General features: G+C 57.1%; 21 protein-coding genes and 2 pseudogenes. 15 read left to right on the forward strand and 8 right to left on the reverse strand.

The window, feature by feature from the left end:
* The first annotated feature begins 71 nt into the window (after positions 1–71).
* The 6 genes from AC2FFE_RS18435 (at position 72) to AC2FFE_RS18460 (ending at position 8,718) form a co-directional block, all read left to right on the forward strand.
* A complete protein-coding gene (locus AC2FFE_RS18435; RefSeq protein ID WP_496847330.1) occupies positions 72–1,646 on the forward strand; it encodes an ABC-F family ATP-binding cassette domain-containing protein in 1,575 nt (524 codons plus the stop codon).
* 311 nt (positions 1,647–1,957) lie between these two features.
* Complete coding sequence (locus AC2FFE_RS18440; RefSeq protein WP_496847331.1) at positions 1,958–3,532, forward strand: ABC transporter substrate-binding protein; 1,575 nt, start codon at positions 1,958–1,960, stop codon at positions 3,530–3,532.
* Positions 3,533–3,590: 58 nt separating this feature from the next.
* Positions 3,591–5,144: an ABC transporter substrate-binding protein gene (locus AC2FFE_RS18445; RefSeq protein ID WP_496847332.1), complete on the forward strand. Its 1,554-nt coding sequence runs from the start codon at positions 3,591–3,593 to the stop codon at positions 5,142–5,144.
* Entirely contained in the window at positions 5,145–6,113 is a 969-nt protein-coding gene (locus AC2FFE_RS18450; protein WP_496820699.1) for an ABC transporter permease, read from the forward strand. It begins immediately after the preceding gene.
* Positions 6,110–7,024 (forward strand): ABC transporter permease, encoded by a 915-nt coding sequence (locus AC2FFE_RS18455; protein WP_496820701.1) that lies wholly within the window; start codon positions 6,110–6,112, stop codon positions 7,022–7,024. Before AC2FFE_RS18450 ends, AC2FFE_RS18455 begins: the two co-directional genes overlap by 4 nt.
* On the forward strand, positions 7,021–8,718 hold the full coding sequence (locus tag AC2FFE_RS18460; protein WP_496847333.1) for an ABC transporter ATP-binding protein: 1,698 nt from the start codon (positions 7,021–7,023) through the stop codon (positions 8,716–8,718). The genes AC2FFE_RS18455 and AC2FFE_RS18460 overlap by 4 nt, the downstream gene beginning before the upstream one ends.
* Positions 8,719–8,778: 60 nt before the next feature.
* Here AC2FFE_RS18460 and AC2FFE_RS18465 read toward each other — a convergent pair whose 3' ends face one another.
* On the reverse strand, positions 8,779–9,651 hold the full coding sequence (locus AC2FFE_RS18465) for an ATP-binding protein (RefSeq protein WP_496847334.1): 873 nt from the start codon (positions 9,649–9,651) through the stop codon (positions 8,779–8,781).
* Positions 9,652–9,681: 30 nt separating this feature from the next.
* Positions 9,682–11,100 carry an IS21 family transposase gene (gene istA / locus AC2FFE_RS18470; RefSeq protein ID WP_496847335.1) on the reverse strand — a complete coding sequence of 473 codons (1,419 nt, stop codon included), beginning with the start codon at positions 11,098–11,100 and terminating at the stop codon, positions 9,682–9,684.
* Positions 11,101–11,203: 103 nt separating this feature from the next.
* On the opposite strand from istA, the pseudogene AC2FFE_RS18475 reads away from it, so the two are divergent.
* From AC2FFE_RS18475 to AC2FFE_RS18510, 8 genes and pseudogenes are all read left to right on the forward strand, one after another.
* A pseudogene (locus AC2FFE_RS18475) lies at positions 11,204–11,803 on the forward strand (Asd/ArgC dimerization domain-containing protein); the annotation flags it as partial.
* Positions 11,789–12,313, forward strand: a pseudogene (locus AC2FFE_RS18480) (IS3 family transposase); the annotation flags it as partial. The pseudogenes AC2FFE_RS18475 and AC2FFE_RS18480, both read left to right, overlap by 15 nt.
* A 315-nt stretch (positions 12,314–12,628) precedes the next feature.
* Positions 12,629–14,503: a serine hydrolase gene (locus AC2FFE_RS18485; RefSeq protein WP_496847336.1), complete on the forward strand. Its 1,875-nt coding sequence runs from the start codon at positions 12,629–12,631 to the stop codon at positions 14,501–14,503.
* Positions 14,504–14,581: 78 nt separating this feature from the next.
* Positions 14,582–15,784, forward strand: coding sequence for a helix-turn-helix transcriptional regulator (locus tag AC2FFE_RS18490; RefSeq protein WP_496847337.1), 1,203 nt, complete (start codon positions 14,582–14,584; stop codon positions 15,782–15,784).
* 90 nt (positions 15,785–15,874) lie between these two features.
* Entirely contained in the window at positions 15,875–16,351 is a 477-nt protein-coding gene (locus tag AC2FFE_RS18495; RefSeq protein WP_496847338.1) for an FAD-dependent oxidoreductase, read from the forward strand.
* Between the two features lie 329 nt (positions 16,352–16,680).
* Positions 16,681–17,430: a flavin monoamine oxidase family protein gene (locus AC2FFE_RS18500; protein WP_496847339.1), complete on the forward strand. Its 750-nt coding sequence runs from the start codon at positions 16,681–16,683 to the stop codon at positions 17,428–17,430.
* Between the two features lie 217 nt (positions 17,431–17,647).
* Complete coding sequence (locus tag AC2FFE_RS18505) at positions 17,648–18,310, forward strand: CatB-related O-acetyltransferase (RefSeq protein WP_496847340.1); 663 nt, start codon at positions 17,648–17,650, stop codon at positions 18,308–18,310.
* Between the two features lie 3 nt (positions 18,311–18,313).
* Complete coding sequence (locus AC2FFE_RS18510) at positions 18,314–19,225, forward strand: helix-turn-helix domain-containing protein (protein ID WP_496847341.1); 912 nt, start codon at positions 18,314–18,316, stop codon at positions 19,223–19,225.
* 140 nt (positions 19,226–19,365) lie between these two features.
* Here AC2FFE_RS18510 and AC2FFE_RS18515 read toward each other — a convergent pair whose 3' ends face one another.
* Genes AC2FFE_RS18515 through AC2FFE_RS18530 form a run of 4 tightly spaced genes read right to left on the reverse strand, consistent with a single transcriptional unit; the run spans position 19,366 to position 21,864 of the window.
* Positions 19,366–19,734 carry a VOC family protein gene (locus tag AC2FFE_RS18515; RefSeq protein WP_496847342.1) on the reverse strand — a complete coding sequence of 123 codons (369 nt, stop codon included), beginning with the start codon at positions 19,732–19,734 and terminating at the stop codon, positions 19,366–19,368.
* A 27-nt stretch (positions 19,735–19,761) separates the two neighbouring features.
* Positions 19,762–20,493, reverse strand: coding sequence for an alpha/beta fold hydrolase (locus tag AC2FFE_RS18520; RefSeq protein ID WP_496847343.1), 732 nt, complete (start codon positions 20,491–20,493; stop codon positions 19,762–19,764).
* Positions 20,490–21,119 (reverse strand): histidine phosphatase family protein, encoded by a 630-nt coding sequence (locus tag AC2FFE_RS18525; protein WP_496847344.1) that lies wholly within the window; start codon positions 21,117–21,119, stop codon positions 20,490–20,492. Before AC2FFE_RS18525 ends, AC2FFE_RS18520 begins: the two co-directional genes overlap by 4 nt.
* 19 nt (positions 21,120–21,138) lie before the next feature.
* A complete protein-coding gene (locus tag AC2FFE_RS18530) occupies positions 21,139–21,864 on the reverse strand; it encodes an alpha/beta hydrolase family protein (protein ID WP_496847345.1) in 726 nt (241 codons plus the stop codon).
* 90 nt (positions 21,865–21,954) lie between these two features.
* Here AC2FFE_RS18530 and AC2FFE_RS18535 point away from each other — a divergent pair, with 90 nt between their 5' ends.
* Complete coding sequence (locus AC2FFE_RS18535; RefSeq protein ID WP_496847346.1) at positions 21,955–22,335, forward strand: hypothetical protein; 381 nt, start codon at positions 21,955–21,957, stop codon at positions 22,333–22,335.
* Positions 22,336–22,555: 220 nt separating this feature from the next.
* Here AC2FFE_RS18535 and istB read toward each other — a convergent pair whose 3' ends face one another.
* Together istB and AC2FFE_RS18545 are read right to left on the reverse strand one after the other, a co-directional pair.
* On the reverse strand, positions 22,556–23,287 hold the full coding sequence (gene istB, locus AC2FFE_RS18540) for an IS21-like element helper ATPase IstB (RefSeq protein ID WP_496847347.1): 732 nt from the start codon (positions 23,285–23,287) through the stop codon (positions 22,556–22,558).
* A complete protein-coding gene (locus AC2FFE_RS18545) occupies positions 23,284–23,841 on the reverse strand; it encodes a DUF6538 domain-containing protein (RefSeq protein ID WP_496847348.1) in 558 nt (185 codons plus the stop codon). The genes istB and AC2FFE_RS18545 overlap by 4 nt, the downstream gene beginning before the upstream one ends.
* Positions 23,842–24,028: the final 187 nt, after the last annotated feature.

The following is a 24,028-nucleotide window of genomic DNA, read 5'->3' on the forward strand; positions in this document are numbered from 1 at the left end:
AGGAGCAGACGAACATGGATCACGCACCCGCAAACTGACACCCCTTCGGTCTTTTTCTGCGAGCGTAAATCATGTCTTCCGTATCAATTGCCGGTCTGGCCTGGCACACCCCCTGTAACGATCCTGTATTCACTGATCTGACATTGAAATTCGGCCCCGAACGAACGGGCCTTGTTGGTCGGAACGGAACCGGAAAGACAACCCTGTTGCGTCTCATCGCGGGGGAGTTGCTTCCGATGGGTGGCACGATCACATCTCCGGCCTCCATTGGTATTCTTCGGCAAACCCCTGAGTTCGAGCAAGGCGCCACATTGGCTGATCTGTTTGGAGTGGCAGATCAGCTTGCCATACTCACGCGCGCCGAGTGTGGTGACGCAACGCTGGATGATCTTGCCGAAGCCGATTGGACATTGGAGACAAGGTTGGAAACCGCGCTTGGCGGTCTTGGGCTGGATCAGTCGCCAAAGACACCGCTTAGTGCATTGTCTGGCGGTCAAAGAACGCGCGCAAGCCTTGCGTCGCTGATGTTTGCTGAGCCCGAGGTGCTTTTGCTGGATGAGCCGACAAACCATCTGGATCACGATGGCCGCCGATATGTCATCGATGCGCTGCGGGCATGGCGCGGCTGCATCGTGGTTGCAAGCCACGATCGCACCTTGCTGGACGAAATGGACACCATCGTCGAACTGACGACCATTGGAGCCAGATCATATCGGGGAAACTACTCTGCCTATCGTCTGGTGAAGAATGCGGAGCTGGCCGCCGCCGAACAAGATCTGGCACGGGCAGAGCGCCAACTGACCGAAACCCAGATACGTGCGCAACGCGCGTCAGAACGTAAGACGCGCACCGACCGGCAAGGCGAACGGCTGCGCGCTTCTGGCAGCCAGTCAAAGCTTTTGTTGAATGCCATGAAAGAACGCAGCGAAGGCTCAACAGGGCCGGCCGCACGGTTGCGCGACCGACAAAGCAAAGAGGCAGAAGCTGCATTGAACAAGGCGCGTGAAGCCGTTGAAATTCTGGACCCTCTGAGCATGGATATTCCGTCATCGGGCCTAGCACATGGGCGTGACGTGGTGACTGTGAATGAGCTTGGTTTCGGTTATAGCGATAGCCCACGTCTGCTTGATGGTGTGTCTTTTTCGATCCGCGGCCCTGAACGGGTGGCGATTGAGGGGTCGAACGGCGCCGGAAAATCCACGCTTCTGGCCTGCATGTTGGGGCAGTTTCAACCGCAAACGGGCTGCGCCTCGATTCACGTACCCACCGTTTTGATCGATCAGGATCTAAGCCTGCTGCATGCTGATGAAACCGTACGGGACGCTCTTGCGCGGATTGACCCGCACGCAAGCGAAAATGCGCGTCGCGCCGTGCTTGCCCGATTTCTGTTTCGAGGAGACGACGCAAATCGGGCGATCGGTACGCTTAGCGGTGGGCAGCGCATGCGGGCGGCCTTGGCCTGCACGCTTGGGCACAGCCAGCCAAAGCAGTTATTGATGCTGGACGAACCCAGCAATCATTTGGACATCGAAGCCCTTGAGACCCTTGAAAGCGCCCTGAATGCGTATGACGGGGCCATCGTGTTTGTCAGCCATGATCAGGAATTCCTGAATCAAATTGGGGTGGAGCGACGTATCATTCTTTGATGTGCGTGCCAGGTCGCTAAGGACTGCGCCAACACCAAGGCTGGGATACTGAAACGGTGTTTATCCTTCGCCAACGGACTGGAACGCCCCCGCGCATCTCAACGCTATGGATCAGCACGGGAATGTTTTGAGTTTCGGTTAACACGGGGTAAACTCTTGTTTCATCTCCGTTCTTCAAATTCTGTGCTGTTGAGCGATTGACATGCCGACGCGGTTGGTATGCTATCCTCAGTTTTAGCGTTAACAGAAATTTGCGACACAGCATCGCGGATTCAGTGCAGTCAACGGGCTGCAAAAAAAGGGAGAAAATAATGAAGAAACCAATGTTCGCGCTGGCGATGTTGATGGCCTCAACAACGCTGGTTCAGGCTGAGACTTTGCGCTGGGCGCGCTCCGGGGATGCGCTGACGCTTGATCCTCATTCGCAAAATGAAGGGCCCACGCATACCGTGCGCCATCAGATGTACGAGCCGCTGATCATTCGTGACACCACGGGCGCGTTCGAAGCTGCGTTGGCCACGGACTGGGCACCCAGCGCTGATGACCCGAATGTCTGGGTATTCAATCTGCGTCAGGGCGTGAAATTCCACGATGGGGCCGATTTTACTGCCGAGGATGTGGTGTTCAGCATCAACCGGGCGAAGCAGCCGAACTCGGACATGAAAGAGTTGATCAACTCGATCGTCGAAGTGCGTGCCGTGGACGATCACACGGTTGAGATCGTGACCGATGGCCCGAACCCGATCCTGCCCGCAAACCTAACTGACCTATTCATCATGGACAAAGGTTGGACCGAGGCAAACAATGCGGTTGCGGTTCAGGATTTCGAAGGGGGTGAGATCACCTTTGCCACCACCAATGTGAATGGCACAGGGCCTTATAAGCTGGTCAGCCGTGAACCGGATGTGAAGACCGTGATGGCGCGCAACGAAGACTATTGGGGCCGCGATCAGTTCCCGATGGCGATCAGCGAGATCATCTATACACCTATCCAGAACGACGCCACCCGCGTTGCCGCGATGCTGTCGGGTGAGGTGAACTTCCTTCAGGATATGCCAGTGCAGGACCTTGAACGGGTGAACTCCGCGGACGGTCTGGTTGTGAAACAGGCACCCCAGAACCGGGTCATTTTCTTCGGGTTGAACCAAGGCGCGGACGATATCGAAGCCGACAATGTGGACGGCAAGAACCCCTTGGCCGATGTGCGTGTGCGACAGGCCATGTCAAAAGCGATCAACCGGGATGCCATCAAGCAGGTGGTCATGCGCGGCCAGTCTCAGCCTGCGGGCATGATTGCGCCGCCCTTCGTGAACGGTTGGACCGCAGAGATGGATGCCGAAAGCAGCACGGATGTCGAAGGCGCAAAGGCGCTGTTGGCCGAAGCGGGGTATCCCGACGGCTTCTCGATCCGCCTCGATTGCCCCAACGACCGCTACATCAACGACGAAGGCATTTGTCAGGCTGCTGTCGGTATGCTGGGTCAGATTGGCATTACAGTGAACTTGGACGCCAAGCCCAAGGCGCAGCATTTCCCGCTGATCACCGACGGCAAGACCGATTTCTACATGCTGGGCTGGGGTGTTCCGACCTACGATTCGGAGTATATCTTCAACTTCCTTGTCCACGGTCGTGAAAGCGATATCGGCACCTGGAATGGCACTGGCTTTGACAGTGACGACCTGGACACCAAGATCAAGTCGCTGGCCTCGAACACTGACCTCGAAGCACGGAATCAGGACATTGCCGAGATTTGGCGCGTTGTGCAGGACGAACAGCTGTATATCCCGATTCACCACCAGGTGCTGAACTGGGGCATGGCAGAAAATCTGGGCATCGAAGTTGATCCGGAAGATCAGCCCATGGTCAAGCATTTTGGCCTGAACTAAACTTTTGTTGCCGGGTTCTTTTCCATGGGACCCGGCAATTTTTGAAGTGGGAGCTATCATGAAACGTCTGACCGCTGCTGCGCTACTGAGCGCGCTTTCCATGCCTGTGATGGCTGAAGAATTCACCTTTGCCGTCACCACCGATCCGCAAACACTGGACCCGCATGCAGTTAATTCTGCTCCGGTGCTGGGTTTCCTGAACAATGTCTACGAAGGGCTGGTGCGGCGCGGCAAGGATATGACCATCGAACCAGCCTTAGCGACCAGTTGGGAGCCGATCGACGGTGGCGCTGGTTGGCGGTTCAAGCTACGTGAAGGTGTGACGTTTCATGATGGATCCGAATTCAACGCCGATGACGTGATCTTTTCCTATCAACGCGCGTCTGATGAAAGCTCGGATACACGCAGCTGGTTCGCCCCGGTCAGCGAAGTCGTGAAGGTCGATGACTACACAATCGATGTGATGACCGCCGCGCCCAATCCGATCTTCCCCGATAGCATCGCCAACTGGATGATTATGGATAGCGGCTGGGCCGAAGCGAATGACACGGTTCTTCCCGACAAAGAGGCCGGGAATTACGCAACCCTGAACGCAAACGGGACGGGTGCGTTTCAAGTGACTGCGCGCGAGCCCGGCCTGCGCACTGTGCTGGAACCCTTTGGCGGCTGGTGGGGAGATGTTGAACACAACCTGACCCGCGCAGAATTGGTGCCGATCCAAAACCCTGCGACTGCTCTGGCGGCGTTGCTGTCGGGTGATGTTGATTTCATCAACCCTGTTCCGATTCAGGACGTTGCACGCCTGCAGGGCAACCCGGATGTGAAGGTTATCCAAGGCATTGAGGCGCGCGTCATCATGCTGGGTTTTGACCAGAAACAGGGCGCAAGCGCAGACGGGCAGGGCGGCTCTGATCTGTTCCTCGATCCGCGTGCCCGCGAGGCGGTTGCAAAGGCGGTCAATGTCCCGGCCATCTTGCAGACAATCATGCGGGGCAATGCGGAAGTCGCAAGCCAGCTTGTCAGCCCTGCGATGCGTGGGTACTCAGCTGTGAATGCGGACCCGTATGGCTATGATCTGGAAGGCGCAAAGGCACTGTTGGTCGAAGCCGGGGCTGAGGGAGCAGAAGTCAGCTTCAAATGCTCCAACAACCGTTATCTGAATGACGAATCTGTTTGTCAGGCGATCACGGCCATGCTGACACAGGCAGGTCTGAATGTGACACTGGATGCAATGCCGGTTCAGAACTACTGGCCGGAATTGCGGGCCGATAATTTCGACATGTATCTTCTGGGCTGGTCGCCGGGTACATTTGACGCCGAACATCCCGTGCGCTTTCTGGCCTCAACCCCGAATGAGGAAAAGAAGCTGGGGTCCTGGAACTTCGGTGGATACTCCAACGCGCGCGTCGATGAGCTGCTGCCGCTGATCCAGTCCGAGATCGACGAGCCAAAGCGCCAGGCCATGTTGGATGAGGTTACTGCCATCCTTCAGGACGAGGTCGCCTATGTCCCCCTCTACGTCCAGCCTCTGGTTTGGGGTGCGCGCAGCAATATCGAGCTAACGCAACGGCCCGACAATTTCTTCCTTCTGCGTTGGGTCACGGTCAACTAAATGCTGTCATATATTATCAGGCGCGTGGCCCAGTCGGCGCTGGTTCTTTTCGTCGTGGGCCTCGTCGCCTTTTCCATGTTCCGTTTTGTCGGCGACCCGATCGACAACATGCTGGGTCAGGAACGGACCATGGAGGATGTGGAACGGCTGCGCAGCCAGCTGGGCCTGGATCAACCCTTCCCGGTCCAATACGTGAAATTCCTGCAAGAGGCGGTCCAGGGCAATTTTGGTGTTAGCTTCCGTCAGGGCCGCCCGGTTGCCGAGATTCTGGCCGAACGCGCCCCGGCGACACTGGAACTGGCGTTGGTCTCGGCGATTCTGGCGATTGTTCTTGGCATCGCGCTGGGCGTGTTCACCGCGATCCGACGAGATGGGTTCGCGGCGAATTTCATCATGTCGGCCTCGCTGATCGGGGTTTCGCTGCCCACCTTCCTGATTGGCATTCTGCTGATCTACGTCTTCTCGGTCGAACTGGGTTGGCTGCCCAGCTTTGGGCGCGGTGAAGTCGTAGATTTGGGGTGGTGGAACACCGGCTTGTTGACCAGCAGCGGATTAAAGGCCCTGATCCTGCCCGCGATCACGCTTGGGCTGTATCAGATGACCTTGATCATGCGGTTGGTGCGATCTGAGATGCTGGAGGTGCTGCGGCAAGATTATATTCGCTTTGCCCGTGCACGCGGCCTAAGTGATCGGGTCATCAACTTTCGCCACGCCCTAAAGAACACAATGGTGCCCGTAATAACCATCATCGGCCTGCAATTGGGGGCAATTATCGCCTTTGCCATCATCACCGAGACGGTGTTTCAGTGGCCGGGTCTTGGCCTGCTGTTCATCAACGCAGTCCAGTTCGTGGATATTCCCGTTATGGCAGCCTACCTGATGATGATCTCGGTCATCTTTGTCACGATTAACCTTGCTGTCGACATTCTTTACGCCTTCATCGACCCGCGTCTGAGGGTCAGCGCATGAGCCGCCTGCAACGCATTCTGGACAGCGATCAATTCTACGCCTTTCGCCGATCTCCGGTGGCTATGGTCTCGGCAGCAGTTGCTTCGCTGCTGGTTCTTGTCACGATCTTTGCGCCGCTTATTGCACCGACGAACCCGTTCGACCCCTCCAGTCTGAACCTGATGAATGGCTTCACCCCGCCGATGGAGCCGAATGCCTTCACAGGTGAAAGCTTTGTGATGGGCACCGACGATCAGGGGCGGGATGTGTTTTCGACCATCCTCTACGGGATGCGGATCTCGCTGTTTGTCGGGGTCGCCGCTGTTTTGTTTGCGATGGTTCTGGGAATCATCCTGGGTTTGCTATCAGGGTATTTCGGCGGTTGGACCGAAACCATCATCATGCGTACGGCGGACGTGCAACTGACCTTCCCTTCGATCCTGCTGGCCATGCTGATCTTTGGTATCGCCAAGGGCATCACGCCCATCGAGTACCGCGATCAGATGGCGATCTGGGTGCTGATCCTGGCGATTGGGCTGTCCGACTGGGTGCAATTTGCCCGGGTCGTTCGCGGCGCCACGCTGGTTGAAAAGAACAAGGACTACGTAGCCGCTGCGCGGATCATTGGGCAAAATCCGTTGACGATCATGCTGCGCCATATCCTGCCGAATGTGCTGTCACCCGTGCTGGTGATTGCAACGATTTCACTTGCACTGGCGATCATCGCCGAAGCGACTCTTAGCTTTCTGGGCGTCGGAGCTCCGCCCACACAGCCGTCACTGGGCACGCTGATCCGCATCGGGCAGGGGTTCCTGTTCTCGGGTGAGTGGTGGATACTGTTCTTCCCCGCCTGCACCCTTCTGGCGCTGGCCCTGAGTGTAAATCTGCTGGGCGACTGGCTGCGCGATGCATTGAACCCGAGGCTGAAATGACCGATCCCGTTCTCTCGATCCGCAACCTAACGGTAGAAATCCCCACCCGCCATGGTGTTTTCAAGCCGGTGGAACACGTGACCTACGACCTGCATCCCGGTGAAATCCGGGGGGTTGTCGGCGAAAGTGGCGCGGGCAAATCGATGACCGGCAATGCCGTGATCGGTCTGCTGGACCCTCCGGCCCATGTGTCCGAGGGCGAGGTCTGGCTGAACGGTCGGCGTATCGACGAACTGGACGCCGAGGACAAACGCAGGATCCGAGGCAAAGAGATCGGGATGATCTTTCAGGACCCGCTGACCTCGTTGAATCCGCTGTTCACTGTTGGTGAGCAATTGGTCGAAACGATTCAGCTACACCTTGGCCTGTCTGCATCTGAGGCCAAGACGCGTGCGATTGCCCTGCTGGATCGCGTGTCCATCCCGGACCCGGCGGACCGGTTCAACCAGTATCCGCATCAGTTTTCCGGCGGGATGCGTCAGCGTGTGGTGATCGCTTTGGCGCTGTGCACGGAACCCAGCGTCCTGATTGCCGATGAGCCCACGACCGCATTGGATGTGTCTGTGCAAGCGCAAGTGCTGGACCTGATCAAGGAACTGGCCAAGGAGCGCCAGGTCGGTGTTATCCTTGTGACCCACGACATGGGCGTTATCGCCGATACCACCGATACGGTGACGGTGATGTATTCCGGCCATGTGGTCGAAAGCGGCACCACCGATCAGATCCTTGGCGCACCAACACATGAGTATACCAAATCTCTGATCGCCGCTGTGCCACGGCCGCACACCAAGGTCGAACGGTTCCCGGTGGTCAGCTACGGCGAACGGGAAAGCACCTTCAAGATCGACGATCTGGCAGCCCATTGGGACAAAACCGGCCTGTCCAAATCCGGTAAGCTGCTAGAGGTAGAGAACATCACCAAGACGTTCCTGCAGAAGGGCGCCATTTTACCGTCGCAGCGGCAGTATTTCACCGCTGTTGATCAGGTGAGTTTCGATATCCGGGATGGCGAAGTCTTTGGCCTTGTGGGCGAAAGCGGATCAGGCAAATCCACCGTCGCGCGGATGATCGGCACGCTCTATCCCGTGGATGGAGGCCGCGTTGTCTTTGACGGGCAGGAGGTGACGGCCATGGGATCAGAGGCGCTCCAAGCCTATCGCCGCCAGATCCAGATGATCTTTCAGGATCCGTTCTCAAGCCTGAACCCGAGGATGAAGGTTGGTGATCTCGTTGCCGAACCAATTCTGCACCATCGCATCCTTCCCAAATCGCAGGTTGAACCGCGTGTTAAGGAACTCCTGGACTGGGTCGGGTTGGCGAAAGACGCATGGCGCAAATACCCGCACGAATTCTCAGGCGGGCAGCGTCAGCGCATCTGTATTGCTCGCGCACTAGCCACGCAGCCCCGGTTCCTGATTTGCGATGAGCCGACCAGCGCGTTGGATGTCTCGATCCAGGCGCAAATCCTGAACATCCTGAAAGATCTGCAGGATCATCTGGGACTGACCATGCTGTTCATCAGTCACGACCTACCAGTTGTACGTCAGATGTGTGATCGGGTGGGCGTGATGCGACAGGGAAAACTGGTCGAAGTTCAGAACACAGATGCCCTGTTTTCAACGCCCGAGCATCCCTACACCAGAGAGCTGTTGAATTTGATGCCGCGATTGAAGCAACTGGAATCCGCGAGTTAGAAGTTCAGCATCGCGGTTTCTGTTTAGCTACCAGCAGGAATTTAAGCCGGTTTTACCAGACTAGGTTCGGGTCGGTTTGGAAGAAGGCTGTGGTTTTCCTCGCAGACACCTCCACAAAAGCCCCGCTAAAGCAAGCGTAAGTAGCGGTTTCATCAGCGGAGACCGAGCTTGGTTCACGGCACCCAACAACGCATGCCATTCCCCTTCCTGCAGTCGTCTCTCTCGGCGGTTGTCAATCTTTGGTCGTCGGATAGGCTTTACTGGGTTTCCTTGTGGCAGGTTCTGCCCCCAATCCTCACAGGCGACATCTAGGGAGTGCTGTAACCAACCCAGTTCCCTCACCACAAGGTTGGTGGTGATGATGACGCTGGTCTTCTCATAGAGCTTGCTGATCAGATGGAAGAGCAGCGCGCCGCCGGATTTGGGGAACGGGATGTAACCCAACTCATCGATGATGACACAGTCCAGGGCCGAGAGTTGCCGAATGATCTTCCCGGCATTGCCTTCGGCCTGTTCCTTAATCAGCGCATTGATCAGGTCGACGGCATTAAAGAAGCGGGCCTTCTTGCCGTTGTTGATCAGCGTTGTTCCAAGCGCGATGGCGATATGGGTTTTGCCGGTTCCTGTTCCGCCTACCAGGATGAGGTTATGCGCCTCTTCGGTGAACTGGCCTGAGCAGAACGGTTCGATCTGGCTCTGGGTGACGGCCGCCGCGCCGTAATCGAAGGTGGCGAAGTCCTTGTGGTGGGGGAACTTCGCGATCCGCATTTGATACTGGATGGAGCGCACCCGGCGTTCTACAGTCTCGGCGTCGATCAGTTGCTTTATCGCTGTGGTCAGACTTGGTGGCTTGCGCGCGGACAGCAAATCATGGGCGCAAGCTGCCATTCCATGTAAGCGAAGGGCGGTCAGTTGGTCGATGAGGGCGTTCATGCGGCAGCCTCCTCAGCCGAGCACAATGTCTCATAGCGCTTGCAATCGGCCTCGGGCCGCATCGTCAGCTGCGGGTAGGTATAGGTGTCGCTGAGCGGCGTGAGGACCGGCTCCACCAACTGGTTGATCAGGTTGATGATGGCGGGAAGGCGCAGGGTGTTTTGTTCCACCGCCAGTTCGCAAGCCGTCTCGACCACCTCGATCCCGTGATCCTGGGCCAGAAGAAGCAGATCGACGAACTCCCGATCCCCACCTTTGCCAGCCCACGAATGGGGCACCATCGCGCAGAGCGCCGGGCTTGCGATCCAGCAAGGGAACATAGTGCCAGGGTTCAAAATAACTGACGTAGCGGGTGAAGCGCCGCTTGTGCTCGGCGATGACATCCTGACCGGATACCAGCACGATCCGGCCCGCATAGGCGCGCAGGGAGACATGCTGTCCTGCAAAGTGGGACGGCACGCTGTAGCGATTGGAGGCATATTGAACCAGGCAGGTGGAGCGGACACGAACGGTCTTCTCCACATAGCCATCAAATGCCCGGCCCAGGGGGCGCAGCGCGACGCGTTCGTCTTCGAACACTTCGGCAACCGTGCGATCCGATTGCTCGGGATGGGGCCGGTTTGCCAGCTCTTCACAGCGCAGGCGTAGCCAGGCGTTCAGCGCATCGAGATCATCAAAGGCTGGCTTGGGAACAAACAACCGGCCGCGCAAAAACTGGACCTGGTTCTCGACCTGTCCCTTCTCCCAGCCTGCGGCGGGGGTGCAGGCAACAGGTTCCATCACATAATGGTTCATCAGCGCCAGGAACCGGGGATGGAATTTCCGGTCCTTCGAACGCGATACATAGGTCACCATCGTTTTGGGATTGTCGATGATCACCCGGCGCGGAACACCGCCATAGAAAGACAGCGCCTGTGCAAACGCATCCAGCACCATCTCCTGGGCTTCGCCTGGATAGGCCACGACAAAGGGCTTGCGGCTGTGGCAGAGGCGGAAATGGGCGACCTTGATCTTCTGTTCGACACCGCCCAGCACAACCCGTTCTTCGCTCCAGTCAAATTGCAGTGCGTCACCAGCAGCAAAATGCAGCGGGATAAAAGCCTCGCCCGAACCGGCACCCGCCCGCTTCAGATCGCGGACAAAACGCTGAACCGGCGAATAGGACCCGGTGTAGCCTTCCAACACGAGCTGCTCAAAGAGCTTCTGCGCTGTTCGACGTTCCCGGCGTGGACGCTTCTGATCCTGCTCGAACAGTTCCTGAAGCCGAAGATCAAACCCATTGCACAGCTTGTGCCGAACCGGCGGAGCCTGACGTTGGTAGCTTGGGGGCCGCGCATCCTTCAGATACTTCTTGATCGTGTTCCGCGATAATCCCGTTGCCCGCGCCACAGATCGGATGCTGCGACCCTCCCGCAATATCCATCTTCGGATCTTCGATACGCTTTCCATCAATAACACCTGCTCTTTCCTCCGCACTTCTTGTGCGGATGTTTACGAAAACAGGTGGGTCAATTTTACTCGCTCATAACCCACCAAAGTGGGTCAATTTTGCATGCCGATTCACAAACGATGGGACCCTCTCGGTTTGCCAGACCTTGATTTGCTATTCTCCTCGCTCCCAACCGGTGCATCGGAGGCGGCACTCGCAAATGTTCCGGATTGTGTAAAGATCGTCGATATTGGCGGAGACCATCGCTATGCGAACGGATGGACATATGGTCTGGCAGATATCTGGCCTGACAAAATCACGGGCCAAAGTCGCGTGGCAAACCCCGGCTGCTTTCCGGCAGCAACCTTGATTGCCCTCGCACCTTTACTTTCTGAAGGTCTGATAGAGACGGCAGGCATCACGGTAGATGCAAAAACCGGCATCTCCGGCGCAGGTCGAGGCGGTGGAGGTGGGTTCAGCTTTGCGGAGACCAACGAAAATCTTATACCCTACGGCCTGCTTCAGCACACCCATATGCCAGAGCTGGCCGAGACAATTGGCCAGCTCGGCTCAGCACCCGCTGAAAGGTTAGTTTTCACACCGCATTTCGTACCAATGACGCGAGGTATCCTCGTGACCATCTACGCACACGGCAAAGCGACAACTGAGATGTGCTTCGAGGCCGCCCGAACCTTCTATGCAGATCGCCCCTTCGTCCGTCTGAGGCCGGAGTATCGCAACCACGTGTGGTCCTATGACTTCGTCCATTGCCGAACCGATGATGGCAAAGCTTTCCGGACGCTGAACATCCTTGATGAGTACAGTCGGGAATGCTTGGCTATCAGGGTCGAGCGGAAGCTGAACTCGACCGATGTAATCGATGTCCTGACAGACCTGTTCATACTTCGCGGCGCGCCGAGTTTCATACGTTCTGACAATGGGCCGGAATTTGTCGCCCAGGCTGTCCGAGACTGGATCGCCGCCGTTGGCGCCAAGACAGCTTACATCGAACCTGGGAGCCCATGGGAGAACGGATACTGTGAAAGCTTCAATGGCCGGTTCAGGGATGAGCTGCTCAACGGTGAAATCTTCTACAGCTTGCGCGAAGCACAAACCCTGATCGAACAATGGAGGAGACACTACAACACAAAACGCCCCCACAGTGCACTGGGCTATCGCCCGCCAGCGCCTGAAACCATCATCCCGATGGATCAGAGGCCGATGATGCACTAACAATCAACTTGGACCAGTCAGATGAGGCTGCTCAACTCTTCGATCAAATTGGTTCAACTCTGCCTTCTCGCGCCACGCAGCATCGCTTCGCATTCAAATCTGACGGCAGGGGGAGCAGCCCGTCCCTGCCGTTGCTCGCCCAAATACGTCAGTTAGGATAAGGACAAATAGCTAAATCCTCATGGAAGTAGCGCTTTGAGCAGACTTTCTGTCCGTCCCGATCAATCCGGACGCATCGCACAATCAATTCAACCAAGTGATGCCCAACGGGCCGCACGGTCCGTCTTTATTCTGACATCAACAAGGATTGACACAATGTCCCTATTTGACCCCGACGCCCTGAACTCCAGCCCTGCAAAAGCTTTGCAGGACTTTGCCGAAGATAACGAAGACGCGCCTGCGGTGCTCATGGAAATCGCGCGGGGCGGTTTGTCGGTCCGCAATGCAGCCGGAACGACTGAACGCTATGGCTCTGAAGCTGCCAGCACGGACAACACGTTTGAAGTTGGGTCGCAGACCAAGATGATGACATCTGTGATCGTGCAACAGCTGGTCGGTGAAGGCGTCATCGATTTCGACGCGCCTTTGGCAGAGCAGATGAACCTCACGGGTCTCGAAGACATTCCCAACATTGGGGAAGTGACCGTGCGCGAGTTGCTGGCAAATCGGTCTGGTATCCCCGATTTCAACACGGTTCCGGGTCAAGGTGACTTGCCGGCATTCATCGAACTGCTCTTGGCCGATCCAACGCAGACGTTGGGGCCAGACAGGTTGTTGGACCTGGCCGCAAATCAGCCTGCGGACTTTGCGCCTGGTGAGGGGTACGCGTACTCAAATACAAACTACCTGCTGTTGCAAAAGCTGATCGAACAAAAGACCGGCGACAGTTTTGCAGAAGTGATGTCTGACCGCATCTTCTCGGTCGTCGGCATGGATGACAGCTCAATGAGATCCGAGTTCGACACAGATGGTATGCTTCGGTCCTATGCGGAGATTTTCCCCGGCCAAATTAGGGACGTCTCAGATGTACCCATGGATTTCGGTGCGGCTGGCGGTGTTGTATCGACTACTTCGGACATCATTCGTTTCATGGACGCGTTGCTGGTCTCTCGGACGCTGCTGCCCCCCGAACAACTGGAAGAGATGCTGGACTTCCGTGCAGAAGATGGCACCCCAAGCCTGGAGGGAGAAAGCCTTGGTCTGGTGTCAGCCGTTCTGTTTGGGCAACAGTTCATTGGGTTCTCGGGCGGTACACTCGGAACAAACACGGCGACCTACTTGCATGTCGAATCCGGCACGATCTTCTCGATTGCAACGACATTTTCCCAGATCGAACCCGGTTATCTTTTGCTCGAAGCGTTTTCCGCAATTTACAACGACGACAACTGGGCCAAATTCGACCCATCAGACGAAAGCTTCACGATCGATGGCACAGCAGCCGATGTTTCGCTGACAGAGGATGAAGATGCGCCGGGCGGGCCGGAAACAGTTTTGGAACTGGGCAACGCCAGCCTGACTTTCGATGGCCGGCTGGGTGATCTGGATACGGGCCGCTTCACCTTTTCGGACGGCTCGACCCTGTCGATCGGCACAGATGGTCGGGATTTCATCGACGTTCTTCGCCAAACACCTGATGCAGCGCACAGCGACAACCAACTGATCGGCGGCGCCGGCAATGATCATCTGCGTGGTGGCCATGGCGACGACAAGATCGACGGGGGTGAAGGGCGCGATTTCATCCGGGGGCGCGATGGTGATGACAGCATTTCCGGCGGCGAGGGAAATGACTTTCTGCGCGGCGATCACGGGGATGACATCATCGACGGGGGTGACGGGCGCGATCACGTCCGTGGCGGTCATGGCGACGACACGTTGTCCGGCGGGGAAGGTGATGACATGATCCGTGGTGGCGAGGGTGACGACATACTGAACGGCGGCACCGGACGCGATTTGATGTGGGGCGGTGACGGAGCAGACACGTTTGTCTTCCAGGAAAATTCCGGTCAGGATCGCATCTTCGGCTTCAACGCAGAAGAAGACCTCCTCGACTTTTCTCAAACCGGGATTGCCTTTGACGATCTTGAAATAGAAACGCATGGCACCTTCACAACAATTAGCTATGGCGACGCGGAGGTTATGATTTTTGGAACCTCTTGCGACCCATTGACAGAAGACTGTTTCCTCTTCTGAACGAAAACTCTAGGACACAGGGCGCACCCAATCAGTGTTGGTTGCGCCCTTGCACTGCATAATAAATGACCTTTGTTTATGGACCTTGTACCGACACATTTCGATCTAGAGACATTGCGCCTAACTGCGGCTGTTGGCATTTTGGTTTTGTCACTGTTTTGCAGCAACGTTCTTCTGTTGCCCGACCGCGATCGCTACAGTCGGCTGCCACTTGCCATGTTCTTTATGGCCAGCGCGGCCGATCTGTTGGCACTTCCCGTTTCTGTTCTGTTTCCAACTGAACGCCCGGGGCCCGCGATGATCGCGCTTGAACTGGGTGAGATCCCGCTGACAATGGTGCAGCCGTATCTATTGTGGCTCTATGTCTATCGCCTGACCAAAGATACCACACAGAAAACGGTCCCTGTGCGGCGTGTTTGGCACATACTACCCATCGGATTTGCCTGTATCGTCTATGCCTACATCTTGCTTTTGCCTCCCTCACTGCAAGCCGGCCTAAGACCTGGTGCGAAGGATTTGGTGATATGGCAAACTATCGCACTTCTTGGGCTGTATGGCGCGACGGTACTCTTCTATGCGCTTGTTCCGATCTACGCTTTTTTGATCCTCCGAAGACTGAGGCAGTATAGAAGCCGATTGAAGGAGTTGTTTGCCAGTACAGAGGGCCGCGAATTGGCTTGGGCCTGGTGGCTCGCGGCGGCAGTCTTCATATTTTGGATATTCAATTTACTGGGAATCATTGCCACGGAACTACAACTGTCCTTTCCGGGCGTGGCCATGCTTGATTCACTTGCAGCCGCAATTATCGTCCGCTTTGCTTTGATGTGGAGCATCGCTTTGTGGGGTACGCGGCAACGACCGGGACTTGTTCCGCCAAAAGCAACGGCACCGATCAGCGGATCGAAACCCTTGCAGTTCAGAAAATACGGCAAGTCGGGCTTAAGTGACGATCGCCTTGATAGGATTGCGGCAAAGATAGAAGCGCTGATGCAGGACAAGAAGCTCTACCTTGAGCCTGATCTTTCGCTTTGGGATCTGGCAGACAAGATCGGAGTAACGACTCACTACGCGTCACAGGCTTTGAACGAGAAAATTGGATTGCGTTTCTTTGATTACGTGAATGGGTGGCGGGTTCGTGATGCCGCCGATCGGTTACGCAGCACTGACGACACCATTCTAACCATAACTTTTGACGTTGGGTTCAACTCTCGCTCATCGTTCTATTCGGCTTTCAAGCGTGAGATCGGGATGACGCCATCGCAATATCGCGCCAAGGCGTAGGACTTTGTAGATCGAAGGCATTATTAGGCCGACGTTTCAGTTGCAGGAAGCAGGTCTTCGCTGCGCGAGCAATCGGCAGCAGAGAACCAAGTGGCGACGGGTTGCATCTCGTGTCGCGGGCCCGACCAAACCTTTTTTCAGAGTGACTTCGAATGCGCTTTCAATGATCTGTTCGCGGCGTTCTTGTCCGAACAACCGGCTCACGCCGACTCCACCTTGACATCGCCAAAAACTGTTGAGCATTTGCTCAATCCATGGGAGAGAAACACAATGCCGGAAGTCAATGTTGTTGTCGTTGGAGGCGGCGCCGCTGGTTTGGCGGCAGCAGCAGAGTTGGAACGTTTGGGTGCATCCGCTCAGGTGATCGAAGCGCAACCGCGACTCGGCGGTCGAATCCACACTGCCGAGCATGATGGCGGCGCGCAAATGGTCAATGGTGACATGAATGCGTTCCTTGAGCTCGTGGATCAGGAAGGTCCACCTGTCCCCTGTACCAGCAACGGGACGCGATCTTTGCTACGTGAATCAAGAGGTGTTGCAACGCAGCGACCTTGTTTCTGCAGATGAAGCCGAGGCACTCTTGGACGATGCCATTCGATCCTGGTCTTCACCAAGGGAAATCTTCGATTCGACGCTGGCCTTGTACCGCTGGTGGACCGCGCCTTGGGATAGTCTTGGCGAAGTCAAACGTGGAGCGGAGTTTGCATTCACACGCTCAACCCCGCCGAAAGATAGCCTTGGATGTGCGATCAGCCGTCTGCTCCTTTGCGCCGAAGATGAGGCTATCGTGCGGACGGTCATCACCGAGCAATTCGGCGCACATCCCGACGAGATAAGCGCCCTCGCAATGAAGAAAGCTAATAGGTCGTACAGGTCCAACCGACTCGGAGTTTCATTTGACTGCAGGTATGACTCGGATCGTCCAACGGCTTGCAAGCACGCTTTCCCGGAAGCCTGAATTGGGTATGCCGGTCACACGCATTGCCGTCGATGAAGACGGCGTTCAGGGATCGACGGCCTCGAGGGGGTATCACACGGAGCGTGTGATTGTTGCCGTCCCGCCGACTATAGCGCGCCGGATAGCATTCGATATTGACCGCAGCGAAGAGTTACATGCCTTACTGTCGGCTTTTTCGGACGGGGCCATGATAAAAACAACCCTGGTCTACGATCGTGCCTTCTGGCGCGCACATGGGCGCAGCGGATCAGTGTCGTTTGCTTCCCCACTTGGCTTGGAAGTCCGAGACACCAGCTTTGACGATAAAGGAAAACCGAGGTTGACGGCGTTCTTGGGTGGCCCGGAGGCCCGCGCACGCGCCAGTCTGACCAAAACAGAGCGCAATGAGTTTCTTCTGAAAGACCTTTCCAGCGTTCTCGGGGCACAGGCCGCCCACCCGCACGTCATCGACGAAGGCATCTGGGTCGACCATCCGTGGTCCGGCGGTGGGTACAACGTCTATGTCCGCAATGACCGACCTGCGGATGCCGCGGCACAACTCGCGGAATGGTCCGGGCCGGTGTCTTTCGCGGGAGCCGAGCTTGACACTGACTTTGCAGGGTACGTCGAAGGTGCAATACGCAGCGGTCGCCGTGCCGCAAGACGGATCGCGGACGGTTTGCGGGCAAGTGTGGAGACGGGCCGTTAACATCAGCAAAAACACCCTGTGCAAAGCCGCAATCATTTCGGCGGCGGCGACACGTCAAATGAGTTTGGCGCAGCGGCGATTGGGCGCAGTCTAAAAAGGAAGATGGCAGATGTTTGAGACAACCCGACGATAGAAATGGCGACTTCGATGAACCAAGTATCACATGGCCAAGGTCCCACACCTGACCGACCGAGCCTTCCCAACAGGACCGCACACAATGCCTAACACCTTGCCCGATCCAACGCTGCGCAACCCGCTCGTGTTCCCAGATGGTAATTATGACCCCGCCACGGTGTTCCTGAATCAGGTTATCGATCACCCGAACATCGAGATCGGTGATTGGACCTACTACAACGACAGACGTCTACCGGAAAGCTATGCCGAAACACTTGCACCGTACCTGTTCCCCGGTGCCCCTGAGCGGTTAACGATCGGACGTTTTTGCCAGATTGCCGAAGGGGTTGAGTTCCTTACAGCCACGGCAAATCACCCGATGGCCGGGCTTTCGACCTATCCTTTTGCCGTTTTTGATCCGCCCCGCTTTGGCGGCTACCGCTCGAGCCTGCCTCGGGGCCGTGATACGATTGTTGGCCATGATTGCTGGATCGGACGTGGCGCGGTGCTCCTGCCCGGTGCCGAACTGGGCAATGGTGTGATTGATGCGGCCAATGCTGTTGTCCGAGGCACCATTCCCGATTATGCGGTCATCGGAGGCAACACCGCCGAGGTCATCCGCATGCGTTTCACGGATAAAGACATCGAAACCCTGCTCGAGTTGCGCTGGTGGGATTGGCCGAAGGAGGCCATCGAAGAGGCACTTCCGGCCTTGGAGGTGGGTGATGTCGCATCGCTTGTCGCAAGCGCCCCGAACGCGAGTTAACCCATGCCACGCGCCCCATCCTTGCGCATCTCTGATGTGTGCTCTCGCATCGAAGCGGACCTTGCAGCGCCGTGGCGCACCGCCACGCTGGCGCGGATGGCGGGGATGGCGCAGCACCATTTCCAGCGGCAGTTTGCGGCCGTGACCGGAGAAACCGTTGCAGGCTATATTCGGGCGCGCAGGATGGAACGTGCGGCCCAGCTTCTGCGAGACACGCAGCAACGGGTGATCGACATTGCGCTCGAGTCAGGGTTCCAGACACACGCCGCCCTGACCCGTGCGTTCAGCAGCCATTTCGGGACCAGCCCCCGGCAGTTTCGGGCAACCGGCAGGCTGTCGCGGTGCTCTGACCTGCCTGCTCGGCCATATCTTTTGTCTCAGAGGTCTCGCAACTTCTGCGCGCATTGGGACGAGGTCTCAATCTCCGACTGTTGGCTGTGCGCGCGGGAGACACAAGGAGTTCGCGACGGACGATTCTTCGAAGACCCGGCGCAAATCCACCAGGAGTTTGGGGACTTGCGGAAAGAGCTGGATGGCAGACCCGCCATGATCTGCACCGCGGTGTGCAAAGCGCCCACAGGGTTCCGCGACCTCAACGCAAAAGCCTATTACGGCGCGATTTTGCCCGAGCATGTGGAACTGACATGGCCCTCCGACTGGAAAAGGTTTGATGCAGGGTTGTATGCGGTGTTCCCACATTACGGCCCATTGGCCGCATTGTACCTGACATGGAACCGCTGCGTGCGCGCCGGGTTCAATCAGGTCGGCGCGAAGTTCCGTCCCGGCTGGATGTTTGAAACCTATCTGAGCACAACACCAGACGCCGCGCCAGATGAGCTCTCGGCGCTAATTTACTTTCCCATCGCGAAAAGCACAGTTGGAAAAAACGCAGGACCGGCGCGGCAGATACAGTGAGACCCACACGGATCCTGGAGATTTCGCCCAAAACGCCGCAACAGCAAATCAACGCTGGCGACGAATGGCTGGCGGATGTCCCGCGCGCTTGAGGATTCTGTCGGGCGGAGACGAACACTGAAGTGCGTGGTCGCTATGCCCTAGGTCGTGACGAAGACACAAACTTTATTGCCGTCAGGGTCGCGAAAGTATCCCCCGAAAAACTGTTCGCCATAAGCTCCTGGCGAGCCAGCATTTTCTGCCCCGAGATCGATCGCCCGCATGTGGGCGCTGCGCACGTGATCGGCGTCCTTACAGATCAACGCGACCATGACACCGTTGCCCGGCCCAGCTGGATTGCCATCGCTCGGGTGCGTGACAACCAACATTGGTTTGGCCGGATCGTTGCTCCAAGCAATCATACGTTCAAGCGTATAAGCGCGCTTTGCGCCGAACAGAGCCAATAGAGTGTCGTAGAAGGTGCTGGCCCTTTCGAGGTCGTTGGTGCCGAGTGTTACATAGCCAATCATCGTGAAATCCCTTGTATATGGAGCGTCTCATCGCCCGTATTGCGCATCCGCCAGAAATCGGAGCGCGACCTCGGCGAACAACTGCGCGTGATCACCAAAGACCGGACAATGACCGGCCCCTGGCAGGACCCACAGGCTGGCATTCGGCAAGCCTGTATAAAGCTCCATGGCGCTCGTCACCGGATAAAGCGGATCCGCGTCTCCATGAACCACGAGGCATGGGCCGCAGACACGTGCCAGAAGGTCAGGCGTGAACGCGACATCGCCGTAGCTTGCGTGAAACCCGTGGGCAGTCTCGAACAAGGCCCGCACCTGGGCATCGCCGCCGGGATGTTTGGAGCGCATTTCGATCCAGGCGTCATCCGGTTGCGCGTCAGCCGTCGCTTGCCTCATCAGGGCGCGCGCTGCCGCGGGAAAGTAGGCGGCCGTACTGACGAGGACGGAGCCTGTGATCAGCTCTGGCACCCCCGTTGCAAGGTGCAGCAAGACCTGCCCACCACCGCTCATGCCCATCGCAGGAAGCGGTCCGACGCCCATCTCATGTAAGTCATCCGCCACCATGCGCGCAGCCTGGCGAAAGGAGAACCTGTCGAGGGGCAGGGACGTGCCATGGCCCGGTAAATCCGGCATCACGTGTGTGTAGTCGGTGACGGTGTCTCCAAAGACAGCGTCCCAGTCGGTGCCAACCCCGGTGAACCCGTGCAGAAGCAAAAGCGGTGGACCCTCTCCACGTTTGGTCCAGTGAAGCGCCGTGCTCATGCGTGTGCCGCTTTCCCGAGTGCGACATCTGCCTCGCGTTGTGCGTCAAATGCTTCTTCCATAGAGCGCCAATGGTGGCGGACTTGCCGACTATCGATGTCGAACGAAAACCAGTTTCCCCCGCCTTGGGGCTGGTCGTATCGCCGGTCGATCGGACGCCCGGCCAAGGCACAATAGAGCAATGTGCCCACAGCCCCATGACCGACAAACAGCATATCCCCATCAAAGTGATGCCAGGCGTAATCCAAAGCCTTGCTAACGATCCGCACCTGTGCCGCCTCGGCCGTTTCCCAGCCGCGGAAACTCTCGCCTGGTGCGGCAAAGAAGCGGTTTGTCGCAACCTCGAAGGCAGGTGGAGAAAGGTAGCCCGTCGCAGACCGGTCATTCTCGTGCATTTCCGGACAGACCTCCATCGGAACCTGCCAAGCCGCAGCCAGGCATGCCGCGGTCTCGATGGCCTTCTTTTCCGCGCTGGCAACGATGCGCGTTGTGTTAGGCCAGGGCGCTGCCCGCGCAAGGCTTTCTACGCGGGCAAGGCCGGTCTCCGATAATCCCCATTCCGGGACCGGGATCTTTGGGTCAATCGCCACCTGCGGGTGGGTCAGATATCTCGCTTGTTTTGTCATGAAAGGTTCCGGAGATCACTTAGTGTGAGTGCTTTGGTTCCACGCGCCCCTCCGGCATATCAATCCAGGCCATCAGCGGGCTGAGCCACACCGGGTCGGCGGCATAGAAGAGCCCATGCCCGGTCCCTTCGTGGAAGACAATGGATATCGGACTGGAGAGTTGTTCGTTGCGCTCGAAAAGCGGAGTGCACGGGAAGCCCAGGCCATCGATGTTATCGGCCATCGACAACAAACGGCCGTCGAGGCCGTCGGCGGACAGGTCGTCTCCGGCGATCGTCTCGGCGATGCAGCCGGCGAGGATCGCGTAGTTGACCTCTGGGTCTCGCAGCTCCCGCGCGGCGCGCAGCGTCATGTATCCGCCCTTGCTGAACCCGACGACCGTGATGTTATCACTTGGGACACCGGCACCCTGCAAGGCGCGTACCTGGCCGACGATTGTTTCGACATATTCCAGCCCGCTCGGCTCTCGCAGGTCCGCTATCACGACATGGCCGCGTGAAGACAGGGCCTCGGTGATGCCTTTAAAATCGTAAGGGCCAAACCGGTCCGAAACGGCCTCGGGGCCTTCGGTTTCGATAATGCGTCCGTGCACATAGATGATGTAACGGGTATCGGCCGAGATTTGCTCCGGCAGGCCGCGCAAGACGGTTTGTGCAAACGCGTGACCGTCCGACATGACAAGTAAAAGCGCGATAGCAGACGCCAGCCGCGAGACGGTCGGTAGGCGGCAAAAAGAGAAGCTCATGATACAATCCTGTGTTTGGCATATACGGCTCCGGCGACTAGTTAATGATTTTCGTAAGCGATGCTTTCCCGATCGTGCTTTAGCGGGGGGTTGAGCGCCGAAAGGTTAATTGCCCTGCGTGATAGCGACAAAGACTGCGACGGCCACGGCGATGAGGATTGCGAAAGCGGACCGCTTTTTATGTTTTATGAAGTACCTCACAAGTCAGTTGAAGTGTTGTTTGGTTCTGCATTGCGCGACAAAAACGCCGAGATAGACCGCCGGAGACCGCAAGGGTTGTCCATATGCAAAAAGTGCCCGCCGGTAAGGATCTCAACCGTGATCTTGTTGGCGCTCAGCCGTGCACCGCGAAGCGTGGCCTTGTTTTCGCTGCCAACGATGACGAACGTCGGCACCATCACCTGTGCAAATGGCGCGCGCTCGCAGCGCCTGGGCCGTGTGTCTGACGTCAGCACCAATGGGACGGTTTAGGGCGATTTGATAAGAGAGGGTTTCTGGCTCATCGTAACCGCCAAGGAGTGGAGATGAGAAAGAAACCCGGAACCAAACAGAGCCACGGTGAAATGTCAATGAGCGTTCAAAACTGATCCGGTTTCAGCGTTTAAATTTGACCCACCTTATGTGGTGCAAAGCCCCCAGGCGGGCCGCCCTCATATAGCGAGTCCGTCTGGGGGCTTTGCTTGCGGGACGTTTATGTTTTTATGCGTCGCTTGCTTTGTGCAAACCGGTATGAGGTGTTGCCCGTTTCGATGATTGCGCAGTGATGCGTGACGCGATCCAGAAGCGCGGTTGTCATCTTGGCATCGCCAAAGACCGAGACCCATTCCCCGAACTCAAGGTTGGTGGTGATGATGACGCTGGTCTTCTCATAGAGCTTGCTGATCAGATGGAAGAGCAGCGCGCCGCCGGATTTGGGGAACGGGATGTAACCCAACTCATCGATGATGACACAGTCCAGGGCCGAGAGTTGCCGAATGATCTTCCCGGCATTGCCTTCGGCCTGTTCCTTAATCAGCGCATTGATCAGGTCGACGGCATTAAAGAAGCGGGCCTTCTTGCCGTTGTTGATCAGCGTTGTTCCAAGCGCGATGGCGATATGGGTTTTGCCGGTTCCTGTTCCGCCTACCAGGATGAGGTTATGCGCCTCTTCGGTGAACTGGCCTGAGCAGAACGGTTCGATCTGGCTCTGGGTGACGGCCGCCGCGCCGTAATCGAAGGTGGCGAAGTCCTTGTGGTGGGGGAACTTCGCGATCCGCATTTGATACTGGATGGAGCGCACCCGGCGTTCTACAGTCTCGGCGTCGATCAGTTGCTTTATCGCTGTGGTCAGACTTGGTGGCTTGCGCGCGGACAGCAAATCATGGGCGCAAGCTGCCATTCCATGTAAGCGAAGGGCGGTCAGTTGGTCGATGAGGGCGTTCATGCGGCAGCCTCCTCAGCCGAGCACAATGTCTCATAGCGCTTGCAATCGGCCTCGGGCCGCATCGTCAGCTGCGGGTAGGTATAGGTGTCGCTGAGCGGCGTGAGGACCGGCTCCACCAACTGGTTGATCAGGTTGATGATGGCGGGAAGGCGCAGGGTGTTTTGTTCCACCGCCAGTTCGCAAGCCGTCTCGACCACCTCGATCCCGTGATCCTGGGCCAGAAGAAGCAGATCGACGAACTCCCGATCCCCACCTTTGCCAGCCCACGAATGGGGCACCATCGCGCAGAGCGCCGGGCTTGCGATCCAGCAAGGGAACATAGTGCCAGGGTTCAAAATAACTGACGTAGCGGGTGAAGCGCCGCTTGTGCTCGGCGATGACATCCTGACCGGATACCAGCACGATCCGGCCCGCATAAGCGCTTGACGGCGATCACCACCTAACGGGGTGCGGAGTTCTGTCTTGCCGATGATTCCACGCAGGTCTTTGGGCACCACAAGCCGGGCATGATACCGGCCATTGCGGTTGATTAAGTGCATTACCTTGCCTGCCATGGGAACACCTTTTGTAACCAAAGTTGTAACCTTGAAACGGACAAACGCCCTTATTTGCAAGAGTTTTCTTTAGTATCAAAGGGATAGTGTGGTGGGTGATGAGAGACTCGAACTCCCGACATCTTCGGTGTAAACGAAGCGCTCTAACCCAATCCGCACGTGCAACAAGGTACTGTATTCCACTGCC

Source organism: Ruegeria sp. YTSA168, from assembly GCF_059610045.1.

What these genes read in the sequence shown, in the direction of transcription:
- AC2FFE_RS18435 (WP_496847330.1), top strand. Translation starts at nt 72, where the DNA reads ATGTCTTCCGTATCAATTGCCGGTCTGGCCTGGCACACCCCCTGTAAC.
- AC2FFE_RS18440 (WP_496847331.1), top strand. Translation starts at nt 1,958, where the DNA reads ATGAAGAAACCAATGTTCGCGCTGGCGATGTTGATGGCCTCAACAACG.
- AC2FFE_RS18445 (WP_496847332.1), top strand. Translation starts at nt 3,591, where the DNA reads ATGAAACGTCTGACCGCTGCTGCGCTACTGAGCGCGCTTTCCATGCCT.
- AC2FFE_RS18450 (WP_496820699.1), top strand. Translation starts at nt 5,145, where the DNA reads ATGCTGTCATATATTATCAGGCGCGTGGCCCAGTCGGCGCTGGTTCTT.
- AC2FFE_RS18455 (WP_496820701.1), top strand. Translation starts at nt 6,110, where the DNA reads ATGAGCCGCCTGCAACGCATTCTGGACAGCGATCAATTCTACGCCTTT.
- AC2FFE_RS18460 (WP_496847333.1), top strand. Translation starts at nt 7,021, where the DNA reads ATGACCGATCCCGTTCTCTCGATCCGCAACCTAACGGTAGAAATCCCC.
- AC2FFE_RS18465 (WP_496847334.1), bottom strand. Translation starts at nt 9,651, where the DNA reads ATGAACGCCCTCATCGACCAACTGACCGCCCTTCGCTTACATGGAATG.
- istA (WP_496847335.1), bottom strand. Translation starts at nt 11,100, where the DNA reads ATGGAAAGCGTATCGAAGATCCGAAGATGGATATTGCGGGAGGGTCGC.
- AC2FFE_RS18485 (WP_496847336.1), top strand. Translation starts at nt 12,629, where the DNA reads ATGTCCCTATTTGACCCCGACGCCCTGAACTCCAGCCCTGCAAAAGCT.
- AC2FFE_RS18490 (WP_496847337.1), top strand. Translation starts at nt 14,582, where the DNA reads ATGGACCTTGTACCGACACATTTCGATCTAGAGACATTGCGCCTAACT.
- AC2FFE_RS18505 (WP_496847340.1), top strand. Translation starts at nt 17,648, where the DNA reads ATGCCTAACACCTTGCCCGATCCAACGCTGCGCAACCCGCTCGTGTTC.
- AC2FFE_RS18510 (WP_496847341.1), top strand. Translation starts at nt 18,314, where the DNA reads ATGCCACGCGCCCCATCCTTGCGCATCTCTGATGTGTGCTCTCGCATC.
- AC2FFE_RS18515 (WP_496847342.1), bottom strand. Translation starts at nt 19,734, where the DNA reads ATGATTGGCTATGTAACACTCGGCACCAACGACCTCGAAAGGGCCAGC.
- AC2FFE_RS18520 (WP_496847343.1), bottom strand. Translation starts at nt 20,493, where the DNA reads ATGAGCACGGCGCTTCACTGGACCAAACGTGGAGAGGGTCCACCGCTT.
- AC2FFE_RS18525 (WP_496847344.1), bottom strand. Translation starts at nt 21,119, where the DNA reads ATGACAAAACAAGCGAGATATCTGACCCACCCGCAGGTGGCGATTGAC.
- AC2FFE_RS18530 (WP_496847345.1), bottom strand. Translation starts at nt 21,864, where the DNA reads ATGAGCTTCTCTTTTTGCCGCCTACCGACCGTCTCGCGGCTGGCGTCT.
- istB (WP_496847347.1), bottom strand. Translation starts at nt 23,287, where the DNA reads ATGAACGCCCTCATCGACCAACTGACCGCCCTTCGCTTACATGGAATG.
- AC2FFE_RS18545 (WP_496847348.1), bottom strand. Translation starts at nt 23,841, where the DNA reads ATGGCAGGCAAGGTAATGCACTTAATCAACCGCAATGGCCGGTATCAT.